This window comes from Porticoccus sp. (assembly GCF_041592135.1).
GTDB lineage: Bacteria > Pseudomonadota > Gammaproteobacteria > Pseudomonadales > Porticoccaceae > Porticoccus.
Genome location: NZ_JBFHQR010000075.1, coordinates 1 through 10,598, shown reverse-complemented (window position 1 = coordinate 10,598; position 10,598 = coordinate 1). Strand labels below are relative to the sequence as shown.

The window sequence follows — 10,598 nt, the reverse complement described above, 5'->3', positions numbered from 1 at the left end:
GGCAGGATTTTCTTCAGGTAGCCGAGCAGAAAATCAATGTTGAGGCTGCGCTCGTGGGCCTCATCGATGATCAGCGTGTCATAGCGGTAGAGAAAGCGGTCGTGCTGGATTTCCGCCAGCAGGATGCCATCGGTCATCAGTTTGACCAGGGTGTTTTCGCTGCTCTGCTCATTGAAGCGCACCTGGTAACCGATGGTTTCCCCCAGTGGCTGGTGCAGCTCCTCGGCGATGCGGTTGGCCACGGTGCGGGCGGCGATGCGGCGCGGCTGGGTGTGGCCGATCATGCCCGCCACCCCCCGGCCCAATTCCAGGCAGATTTTCGGCAGCTGGGTGGTTTTGCCGGAACCGGTTTCCCCGGCGATCACCACCACCTGATGGTGGGCGATGGCGTCGCGAATATCCTCGCGGCGACCGGCGATGGGCAATTCTTCCGGATAGTCGATGGCGGGCACGCTGTCCCGCCGCGCCTGCAATTTGCCGCTGGATTGCTCCAACTGGGCAACAAACTGTTGCAGGTCGCGGTCGAAGGGTTTGCCCTGCTTGGCCCGCTGGCTCAATTTGTCCAGCTGCTGGTTCAGGCGATAGCGATCCCGGCAGAGACAGTCGGCGATGCTGTCCCGCCATTGTTGCAGTTCATCATTCATGAAGTTGAGACTTTTTAAACCCTGTGTAGCCGGGCGGATTGTACGCTGGTCTGTCGAATGGCAAGTGACCTCACTGATCGCGCAACTCCCGCCTCAGCACCTTGCCCACGTTCGAGAGTGGCAGTTCATCGCGGAATTCGATGTGTTTCGGCAATTTGTAGCGGGCCAACTGTCGGGCGCAGAAATCGCGAATATCCTGTTCTGTGAGCGCCGGGTTGCTGCTGACCACATAGAGTTTCACCGCCTCCCCGGAATGCTCGTCCGGGACGCCCACCGCCGCACAGTAGGTGATATCCGGATGATGTGATACCACGCTTTCAATCTCGTTGGGGTACACATTGAAACCGGACACGCTGATCATGTCTTTCATGCGATCGTGAATGCGCAGGAAACCGTCCTCATCCACCGAGGCAATATCCCCGGTTTTCAGCCAGCCCTCCCCGGTGATGGTCTGGGCCGTTTCCTCTGGAAAATCGAGATAGCCCTGCATCACCTGGGGGCCGCGCACCCAGAGTTCCCCGTGTTCATTGACCGACAGGGGGTTGCCCTGTTCATCGGCAATCATCAGTTCGGTCTGGGGCACGGCGATGCCCACGGCACCCGGCTTGTGGGCAGCCGGTGGCGTAAAGGACACAATCGGCGAGGCCTCGGTCAGCCCATAGGCCTCACTGATCTCGCAGCCGCTTTTTTCCAGCCATTCCACAGCGGTGCCACTGGCCAGCGCCGAACCGCCGGACAGGGTCAACTTCAGGGTGGAGAAGTCGATACGGGAAAAATCCGGGTCTTTCATCAATGCCACGAACAGGGTATTGAGGCCGGAAAACAGGGTGGCGGGCCAACGGCGCAGCAATTTCACGAATGCCCTGATATTGCGGGGATCGGGAATCAGCATGCTGTGTGCCGCCATATGCACGCCGGTGGTGACCACCAGGGCGAAGGCATAAATGTGGTACAGGGGCAGCGGCGAGACAAACCGCTCCCGGCCTGGCTGCAGGCCAATCAGCTTCAACAGCACGGTGGCTTGGCGGGTCACACTAACCATGTTGCCGTGACTGATCATAGCGGGCTTCGAAATGCCCGTGGTACCACCGGTATATTGCAGCAATGCCAAATCACTTTCCTGCAGGGCCACCGGCTGACACTCCATGCCGGCACCCTTTGCCAGTACCTCGCGCAGGGCAATGGCGCCATTGGCCGGGAAGGACTTGCCCAATACCTTTAACACCACGGACATCAGTGCCCGCTTGAGCGGTGGATGCAGGTCGAAGGGGCTGGTGACAATGATCGTCTCCAGTGCGGTCTTCCCTTTGACCTCCAGGGTATGGGAGAGAAATTTGTCAAACACCACCACCGCTTTCACCGAGGCATGGTTGAACTGGTATTCCAGCTCCACCGCGGTATACATCGGGTTGATATTGACCACCACCAGACCCGCCTTGAAGGCCCCGTAGGCCACCACCATATACTGGATCAGGCTGGGCATCTGGATGGCAATCCGATCACCGGGTTGCAGACTGGTGTGCTGCTGCATGTAGCAGGCAAAGGCCGAGGACAGGCGATCCAGCTCGGCAAAGCTCAGGGTGCCACCCAGAGAGGTCACCGCCGGTTTGCCGGGAAAACGGGTGGCGGAATCCGTCAGGATATCCACCAGGTTGTGAAGATCACAGGGCGGCAGTGTCTCGGGAATACCGTAATGCGCCCAGGACTTCCGGACCGCCTCTGCCACTGCCATTTCCAGGCCATTCTCAGCCATTCCCCACCCCCGGGTTCATGATGTTATTTTTCATTGCGAATCGTTGTTCTCGTGCTGCTACCCGGCCATGCTATCGAAATGCCCGAGCCAGTGAAACAGAAGTTCGTCCCGGCCCTACTTCGACAGCAGGGTCATACCCTGCTCCAGACCCGCCAGGGTCACGGTGGGTTGAGCGCCATTTGCAGCTCTTCAGTGGCCACATAGCGTACGGTACCGGTAAACTTCATGATCCGAATCCAGCCTGGTAAGGGAAGCGTTTCATTCTAGCGCCTGTCGCCCGTGCCGCAAACGGACAGCAGGTAGACGGCAGCAACCGGGTTTTGGACGAGATATAAGGTATCACCGTGACAGCGACAAGTGACGAATGGCTCGGCCACCCGAAAGGACTGTACGTTTGCTTTGCTACGGAAATGTGGGAGCGCTTCTCCTTTTACGGCATGAAGTATCTGCTGTTGCTGTACCTCACCAAATACCATCTTTTCAGCGACGCCATGGGACTGGATGTGCTGGGCAGTTACGCCGCACTGGTGTACGCCATGCCGGTGATTGGCGGGTTGCTGGCGGATCGCTACCTGGGCATGCGCAAGGCGGTGGTGTTCGGCGGCTGCCTGCTGGCCCTGGGCCATCTGGGCATGGCGCTAGAGGGCAGCCGGGCAACGGTCGTTGGCGGCGTCATTTGGCGCGATCAGGCGGCATTGCAGGTGTTCTATTTTTCACTGGCGCTGATCATCGTCGGCGTCGGTTTCCTCAAACCCAATATCTCCACCATTGTCGGCCGCCTCTACGGCGAAAATGATCCGCGCCGCGACAGCGGTTTCACGATTTTCTACATGGGTATCAACATCGGCGCCTTTATCGCCACCCTGCTCTGTGGTTACCTGGGGGAAACCCTGGGCTGGCGCTACGGCTTTGGCGCCGCCGGCATCGGCATGGTGATTGGCCTGTCGATCTTCCTGTACGGGCAGCGATACCTGCACGGCCACGCCGAGCCGGCTGATCCGGCACTGTTGCGGCAAAGGGTACTGGCGGGCATCACCCGGGAGTGGGCGATTTATCTCGGCGCCCTCGGCGGCCTGTTCGGCCTGTGGCAGTTGATCCAGCTGACCCATCGGGTGGGGCAAGCGCTCAACGGCCTGGCCCTGACGGTGATTGCCGGCTTGCTGTGGTTTATGCTGGCTCGCTGCAACCCCATCGAACGGGGTCGCATGACGGTGCTGATGGTACTGACATTCGCCTCGGTGGTGTTCTGGGCGCTGTTTGAACAAACTGCCGCGTCCATGACCCTCTACGCCGACCGAGTGGTGGACCGCACCCTGCTCGGCGTGGAATTTAACGCCTCGCAATTTGGCGCCCTGAACCCGCTGTTTATCATGCTGCTGGCCCCCCTGTTTGCCCTGCTCTGGACCGGATTGGCGAAGCGCAGGCTGGAGCCCTCAACACCGGTGAAATTTTCACTGGGCATTATCCAGGCGGGCCTGGGATTTGGGGTGCTGGTACTGGGAAGCCGTTTTCCGGATGCCGGCGGCAAGATCGCCGCGCTGTGGTTGGTGCTGGCCTACCTGCTGCACACCACCGGCGAGTTGTGCCTGTCGCCGGTGGGACTGTCCGCCGTCACCAAACTGGCGGTACCGCGCATTGTCGGACTGATGATGGGGAGTTGGTTTCTGGCCACCGCCTACTCGGAATTCATGGCCGCGCAAATTGCCAAATTGGCACATATTGAACGCCCCGCGGGGGAAATGGCGGACACCGCCAGCGCCCTGGCGGGTTATACCGGATTATTCAGTGATCTGCTGCTGGTCGGCTGTGGTGCCGGTATTCTGTTGCTGCTGCTCAGTCCATGGCTGAAGCGCCAGATGCATGGCATTCACTAGGGCACTAATCCGGGGAAAGGTTCGTATCCACTTCCCCACCTGCCGACCGTCCGGTCACGCGGGACAGGATGTATCCGGCCAGATAGAGAATACTCAACGCGAGGTAACAGAGCAGGATAGGTTGGGCTCCGCGCAGAAAGCCCATTTCGGTAGAGCCGGTCAACCCCTCGAAAAGACTGACAAACCAGGCCGGCGCCATATAACCCATATCGGGATAGGCCTTGATGGGGACAAGCATGATGGAGGCGAGCAGGATCAATAGCTGATTGCGAAAATGCCTTCCCGGCAATAACTCGCGAAAACGCCACATAAAGAGCAGTACCAACACACTGCCAAAGTAATAGGCGAATATCCCCCAGAAGTAGTTTTCGTCCGAATACATAATGTTTTCCTCAGTAGTCCTTTACAAAAGAATGGGATACGGACTTTTTCACAACATGCCCGCGACGTCCCGAGCACGGGCGAATACTAGCATATCGGCGTCAAAAAACCACTACGGGTTGTAGGTGATTATCATTGACCAGCAACTTCACTCCACCCAGTGAACGATGTGTTCCTCCAGATCCCCAGTCGCCACCCGCTGCTCAGCGATGGCCCTGCCCTGCACTGACATACCGGCCCGATGGATGGACTCCCGGTCGCCGGATTCCAGATGGTGCCAACTGGGCAGAGGTTGCCCGTCGGCCAGCAATCGATAGGCACAGGTGACCGGCAACCAGTCAAAGCTGTCAATCTGGGCGGGGGTGAGTTCGAGGCAGTCGGGCACCCGCGCCAGGCGATTGCCGTAATCGGAACAGCGGCAACTGTGCAGATCCAGCAGTTGACAGGCCACATCGGTATAAAAGACGTCGCCACTCTCCTCATCCTCCAGCTTGTGCAGGCAGCACTTGCCACAACCGTCACACAAGGATTCCCATTCGTCCTGTGACAATTCGGAGAGTGCTTTTTGCTCCCAGAAACGCGCTTTCACCATTACGGTTGCCTACAGCTTGTCATTCCTGTCGCGCATATCCTGCATATATTGCTCCACCGTCGGCGGCATTTGCAGGTAGAACCCCTGCTCGGCTATGGCTGCCAGTACCTTGTCCACGTCGGCCCTGGCCAGTTTGCGCTCTGGCGAAAGCGCGATGGTCATGGCCAGTTCCGGCTTGCCGAAGCGCTGCAACAACACTTCGGGAATACGACTGAGATCGTCCGCCCTGTCTACGTACAGGTACATGCCCTCTTTTTTGGTGCTGCGGTAGATTTTACAAAGTTGCTTCGGCATGGTTTCTCATCACTGTCAGTGTTGGGGATCGGACACGGCCTCGAGCAGGGGGATGCCTACCACGCCGTGTCGCCAGCCTTGCGCAAGGGCTGCCGGCAATACCGGGACACCGCCATCGCACACAGAGCGTACCAATTCCTCAAGATCCCGTTTGCGCGCCAGAATTTCCACCGGCAGCTGCAATACCTCGGCGCGCTCGGCGACCACGGTTTTCAGTTGTTTGGCGAGATCCCTGGAGGCCTTTGGCAGTGGTGTATCCAGGGGTTCGAGCTGCACTGAAGGCTGACCCTGCCGGGCTGTCTGCAACAACTCCAGCAGGGTATCGCCATAGCGGCGGATCAGGCCGGGGTGCAAGCCCTCAACATGGGACAGCTCCGCCTTGCCCTGGGGACGTTTGGCGGCAATATCCAGCAGCGTGGCATCCGGCAGGATGCGGTTGCGCGGTCGGTTGCGGTGGCGCGCTTCGCCCTCCCGCCACTGGCAGAGGCTCTGCAACACCAGCAGTTCGTCCGGTGACAGGCGCCAGGCACCCTTGACCTTGCGGTAGTAGTCTCCGCCATCATCACGCCGGTTGGCGCGTTCGGCGAGCGCAGACATCTCCTCGCCCATCCAGTCCGTGCGCCCCAGTGCGGCGAGATCCGCCAGCAGCTGCTGGTAGACCGGCAGCAAATAGTAGACATCGGAAGCCGCATAGCCCAGCTGGGCTTCGCTCAGAGGCCGCTGCAACCAGTCGGAACGGGTTTCACCCTTGGGCACATGCACCCCGAGCATGTCGGAGACCAGCGCAGCGTAACCCTTGGAAAAACCGTATCCGGCCAGCGCCGCGGCAATCTGGGAGTCAAACAGCGGCGCGGGCAGGCAGCCCAGCGTGTGCTGCAACACCTCCAGATCCTCGGAACAGGAGTGAAAGACCTTGCTGATCGCCGGATCGGTGAACACGGCCACCAGAGGTTGCAAGTCGTCAATCGCCAGGGGATCGATTAACCAGCAGTGCTGGCCATCATAGATCTGAATCAGTCCCAATATCGGGAAGAAGGTATCGGTGCGCATGAATTCGGTGTCCACAGCCAGCGCCGTGCAGTGTTGCAGTGCTGCCACACAAGTGTGTAGCGCCCCGTCATCGGCAACCAGTGTTGGGTGCGGCATTTGATCCGGCATGAATACCTCTGTCAGTGGAGCAACCCGAAGGCGGCCCATCATTACAATTGTTTACGGCTCGAAAAGGCATGGGACAGCGTACCGCCATCCACATACTCCAGCTCTCCGCCCATGGGGACGCCGTGAGCAATACGGCTGACGGTCACGTTTAACTGGCGCGCCCGCTCACTGATGTAATGGGCGGTAGTCTCTCCTTCCACCGTCAGGTTGGTGGCCAGAATCAGCTCGTTGATATCTTCCTCCATCAGCCGGTTCATCAGCTGGTCGACGCCAATGGCCTCGGGGCCGATACCATCGATGGGCGACAGGTGACCCAGCAGCACGAAGTAGCGCCCCCGATAGCTACCGCTCTGCTCGATGGCGAACAGGTCGGCAGGGGTTTCCACCACACACAGCTGGTGAACATCCCGGCGGGGACTGGCGCAGATCTCACAGACATCGTGCTCCGTCAGCGTGCGACACAACTGGCAGCGCCCGACATGTTCCACCGCCTGCTCCAGCGCCCCAACCAGCCGCGTCGCGCCCTGGCGGTTGCGCTCGAGCAGGTGCAATGCCATGCGTTGGGCCGACTTGGGGCCAACCCCCGGCAGGCAGCGCAACGCGTCGATCAATTCGTCAATCAGGGGACTGTACACAGGGCATTCCGTCAGCGCTTAGTTCCGGGAAGTATCGTTGCAGTCCAGCCATCAAAACGGCATCTGGAAGCCGGGGGGCATCTGCATGCCGCCGGTGAGTTTTTCCATCTGCTCGCGCTGGCTTTCCTCCACCTTGCGCACGGCATCGTTCACCGCCGCGGCCAGCAGGTCTTCCAGGAACTCCTTGTCTTCGGAGAGCACACTGGGATCGATGCTGACCTTGCGCACGTCGTGACGGCCATTCATCACCACCGTCACCATGCCGGCACCGGATTCCCCGGTCACCTCAACTTTCGCCGCTTCCGCCTGCAGTTGCTGCATTTTTTGCTGCATCTGCTGAGCCTGTTTCATTAATTCATTAATATTCATAATATTACCACCAAAACTTAATCTATTGGTTTAATTGTTTTTTCCAACAGCACACCGTTGAACATGTCGGTAATCCGGCGCACATGGGGATCCTGGCGAAGGCTGTTCACCGCATCCTCCTGGCGCTGCTGGCGCATGCGCTCCATACTGGCCTGGGGAGTCTCTGTTGCAACCGCCCCTATCTCTATGACCACCGCAATCGGCGTATCGAAATAATTGCCCAACACTTCCGCCAAACGCTGCTGATGCCCCGCCTCGTAGAGCGTACTCTGATCAATGTCCAGGACAAATCGGAATTGCTGGCCCGACACCTCCACCAGCACCAGATTGGCTGCGGTGTTCTGCAGCAGACCACCGATCTGCAACTGCTGGTAGATGGCCAGCCAGTTGTCGGGGCGCGCCGACTCAAGGGGTATAGCGGGCACGTGACCATCGTCCCTGTCAACCGTTGGCGCTGCGCCGCTACTCGCAGCAACCGTCGTGGACTGAGCCGTCCCCGGCGCTACTGCAACGGGTTCCGGCACAACGGGCGCGGGGGCGCTATCACGGTAGCTGCGGGTCTCGCGAGAGAATGTCAGCAGGGCTTCCGTACTGAGCATTTCCGGCTCAACCTGGGGCGCATCGGGTTCGGCAAACGAGGCATAGTATTCGATAGGCGCTGTCGGCATATCGGCATCATCGGGCAACTCGGGGTATTCTGGCTCGGCAACGGCCTGAGCAACGGAATCCCGGCTTACAACAGCATTGGGTTTATCGCGGTGAACCTCGGGGGTCACGGCAGGAGCCGGTTCAGGCTTTTTTATCGGGGCGCTTCCCTCCCCCACCAACCCATTGTTATTGGCCGCCACCGCCACAGCAGGAGGTTCTACACTGCCCTCGGCCACCGGTCGGAAGGTCAAGGTGCGCAGCAGCGCCATTTCGAAGCCCAGGCGCGGTTCCGGTGCCAGGGGCAAATCCCGGCGCCCCAACAGGGCGATCTGGTAAAACAGCTGAACATCTTCCCGGCTCAGGGCCTTGGCGAGTTCCTGCACCAATTGATAATCGCCGTGGCGATTGTCGAGGGCATCGGGCACCACCTGGGCGATGGCGACCCGGTGCCACACGGAGAGCAGATCCCCCAATGCCACAGCGTAGTCCGGCGCGTGTTCCGCCATGTGCTCGACCACGGCCAACACTTCCGTAGCGTCGCGGTTGGCCAGCGCGCGGGCGATATCGGCGATGGCGCTCAGGTCGATGGTGCCGAGCATGCTGTTGACTTCCGCCTCGGTCAACTTGCCGGCACCGTGGGAAATCGCCTGATCGGTGAGGCTCAAGGCATCCCGCATACTGCCATCGGCGGCGCGGGCCAGTGCCCACAAGCCGGCCTCCTCACAGGGCACCTGCTCCTCACCCAGGACAAACTGCAAATGTTCGACAATGCGTTCGGGACTGAGATTTTTCAGGTTGAACTGCAAACAGCGGGACAGAATCGTTACCGGCAGCTTTTGTGGGTCGGTGGTGGCCAACAGGAACTTGACGTGGGGCGGCGGCTCCTCAAGAGTTTTCAGCAGGGCATTGAAGCTGTGCCCGGAGAGCATATGCACTTCGTCGATCAGGTAGACCTTGAAACGGCCAACCGTGGGTGCGTACTGGACGTTGTCGAGCAGCTCCCGGGTATCCTCCACCTTGGTGCGGGAAGCCGCATCCACTTCAATCAGGTCGACAAAGCGGCCCTCGGCAATGGAAACACAGGCGCTGCAACTGCCACAGGGCCTGGAGCTGACCCCCTGCTCGCAGTTCAGGCATTTGGCCAGAATGCGGGCAATGGTGGTTTTGCCCACCCCGCGGGTACCGGTAAACAGGTAGGCGTGGTGCAGGCGGTTATTGTCCAGGGCATTGATCAGTGCCCGCAGGACGTGTTCCTGCCCGACCATCTCGCTGAAATAGCGAGGGCGCCATTTTCGGGCCAACACCTGGTAACTCATGGGGCAATATCCGGCAGAATGAAGCGACCCATTATAGGGACATCCGTTGGGCATCGAAAGGTGAGAGCCTTCAGCGGGAAAAGAGCCTTCAGCGGATAAAGAGCCTTCAGCGGATAAAGAGCCCTCAGCGAACAGCGAGCCTTCAGCTCACAGAAAGCCCTCAGCCAGCAGAACCCCATCAGGCGGACTCGCGCACGCCGTCGCCTCCGGCTTCCCACAGATTGACCATGCCGATGCGGGATGGACGCTCCAGCTTGAGATTGACGAAATCAAACAAATCGGTATCGGCCAGCTGGGACGGCGCCACACTCTTGATCGCGGCAAAAATGGTTTCCATGCGACCGGGATGCTGTTTTTCCCAGCCCCGCAGCATTTCCTTGATTACCTGGCGCTGCAAATTGTCCTGGGAGCCACACAGGTTGCAGGGAATGATCGGGAACTGTTTCAGCTCCGCATATTCCACCAGGTCCTCTTCCTTGCAGTAGGCCAGGGGGCGAATCACCACATTCTGCTTGTCATCGCTGAGCAACTTGGGCGGCATGGCCTTGAGCTTGCCGCCATAGAACATGTTCAGGAACAGGGTTTCGATGATGTCGTCCCGGTGGTGACCCAGGGCGATCTTGGTGGCGCCGATCTGCTGGGCGAAGCTGTACAGGGTGCCGCGGCGCAGCCGCGAGCAAAGGCCACAATAGGTCTTGCCTTCAGGCACCAGTTCAGTGACCACGCTATAGGTATCTTTTTCCAGGATATGGAATGGCACCCCCAGCCCGGTGAGGTACCGGGGCAACACTTCCGGCGGGAAGCCCGGCTGCTTCTGATCCAGGTTGACCGCTATCACCTCGAACGACACCGGGGCGGTTTTCTGCAAGTTGAGCAAAATATCCAGCATGCAATAGGAATCCTTACCGCCGGACAGGCACACCATGATTTTGTC

General features: G+C 59.5%; 11 protein-coding genes. 1 reads left to right on the top strand and 10 read right to left on the bottom strand.

What is annotated here, in order from left to right; genetic code table 11:
* Window positions 1-644: AAA family ATPase (locus ABY948_RS07965; RefSeq protein WP_461481996.1), on the bottom strand; the 644-nt coding region annotated here is incomplete at its 3' end.
* Between the two features lie 70 nt (window positions 645-714).
* Window positions 715-2,397, bottom strand: coding sequence for an AMP-binding protein (locus tag ABY948_RS07960; protein WP_461481995.1), 1,683 nt, complete (start codon window positions 2,395-2,397; stop codon window positions 715-717).
* A gap of 344 nt (window positions 2,398-2,741) precedes the next feature.
* On the opposite strand from ABY948_RS07960, the gene ABY948_RS07955 reads away from it, so the two are divergent.
* Window positions 2,742-4,271 (top strand): peptide MFS transporter, encoded by a 1,530-nt coding sequence (locus ABY948_RS07955; protein ID WP_461481994.1) that lies wholly within the window; start codon window positions 2,742-2,744, stop codon window positions 4,269-4,271.
* Between the two features lie 4 nt (window positions 4,272-4,275).
* Here ABY948_RS07955 and ABY948_RS07950 read toward each other — a convergent pair whose 3' ends face one another.
* The 8 genes from ABY948_RS07950 to ttcA all read right to left on the bottom strand — a co-directional run.
* Window positions 4,276-4,653 carry a hypothetical protein gene (locus ABY948_RS07950; protein WP_461481993.1) on the bottom strand — a complete coding sequence of 126 codons (378 nt, stop codon included), beginning with the start codon at window positions 4,651-4,653 and terminating at the stop codon, window positions 4,276-4,278.
* Window positions 4,654-4,800: 147 nt separating this feature from the next.
* Complete coding sequence (locus ABY948_RS07945; protein WP_461481992.1) at window positions 4,801-5,244, bottom strand: YcgN family cysteine cluster protein; 444 nt, start codon at window positions 5,242-5,244, stop codon at window positions 4,801-4,803.
* Between the two features lie 9 nt (window positions 5,245-5,253).
* Window positions 5,254-5,538: a YcgL domain-containing protein gene (locus tag ABY948_RS07940; protein WP_461481991.1), complete on the bottom strand. Its 285-nt coding sequence runs from the start codon at window positions 5,536-5,538 to the stop codon at window positions 5,254-5,256.
* A 15-nt stretch (window positions 5,539-5,553) separates the two neighbouring features.
* Entirely contained in the window at window positions 5,554-6,696 is a 1,143-nt protein-coding gene (gene rnd / locus ABY948_RS07935) for a ribonuclease D (protein WP_461481990.1), read from the bottom strand.
* A 41-nt stretch (window positions 6,697-6,737) separates the two neighbouring features.
* Window positions 6,738-7,331 carry a recombination mediator RecR gene (gene recR, locus ABY948_RS07930; RefSeq protein ID WP_461481989.1) on the bottom strand — a complete coding sequence of 198 codons (594 nt, stop codon included), beginning with the start codon at window positions 7,329-7,331 and terminating at the stop codon, window positions 6,738-6,740.
* 51 nt (window positions 7,332-7,382) lie between these two features.
* Complete coding sequence (locus ABY948_RS07925) at window positions 7,383-7,703, bottom strand: YbaB/EbfC family nucleoid-associated protein (protein WP_461481997.1); 321 nt, start codon at window positions 7,701-7,703, stop codon at window positions 7,383-7,385.
* 14 nt (window positions 7,704-7,717) lie between these two features.
* Window positions 7,718-9,664, bottom strand: a complete 1,947-nt coding sequence (gene dnaX / locus ABY948_RS07920; RefSeq protein WP_461481988.1) for a DNA polymerase III subunit gamma/tau — start codon at window positions 9,662-9,664, stop codon at window positions 7,718-7,720.
* Between the two features lie 178 nt (window positions 9,665-9,842).
* Window positions 9,843-10,598 (bottom strand): tRNA 2-thiocytidine(32) synthetase TtcA (gene ttcA, locus ABY948_RS07915; RefSeq protein ID WP_461481987.1); only part of this gene is annotated, 756 nt, incomplete at its 5' end.

Bases quoted from the DNA above. Each gene is read 5' to 3' on its own strand.
- ABY948_RS07950 (WP_461481993.1), bottom strand. From the start codon at position 4,653: ATGTATTCGGACGAAAACTACTTCTGGGGGATATTCGCCTATTACTTT.
- ABY948_RS07960 (WP_461481995.1), bottom strand. From the start codon at position 2,397: ATGGCTGAGAATGGCCTGGAAATGGCAGTGGCAGAGGCGGTCCGGAAG.
- ABY948_RS07940 (WP_461481991.1), bottom strand. From the start codon at position 5,538: ATGCCGAAGCAACTTTGTAAAATCTACCGCAGCACCAAAAAAGAGGGC.
- dnaX (WP_461481988.1), bottom strand. From the start codon at position 9,664: ATGAGTTACCAGGTGTTGGCCCGAAAATGGCGCCCTCGCTATTTCAGC.
- ABY948_RS07945 (WP_461481992.1), bottom strand. From the start codon at position 5,244: ATGGTGAAAGCGCGTTTCTGGGAGCAAAAAGCACTCTCCGAATTGTCA.
- rnd (WP_461481990.1), bottom strand. From the start codon at position 6,696: ATGCCGGATCAAATGCCGCACCCAACACTGGTTGCCGATGACGGGGCG.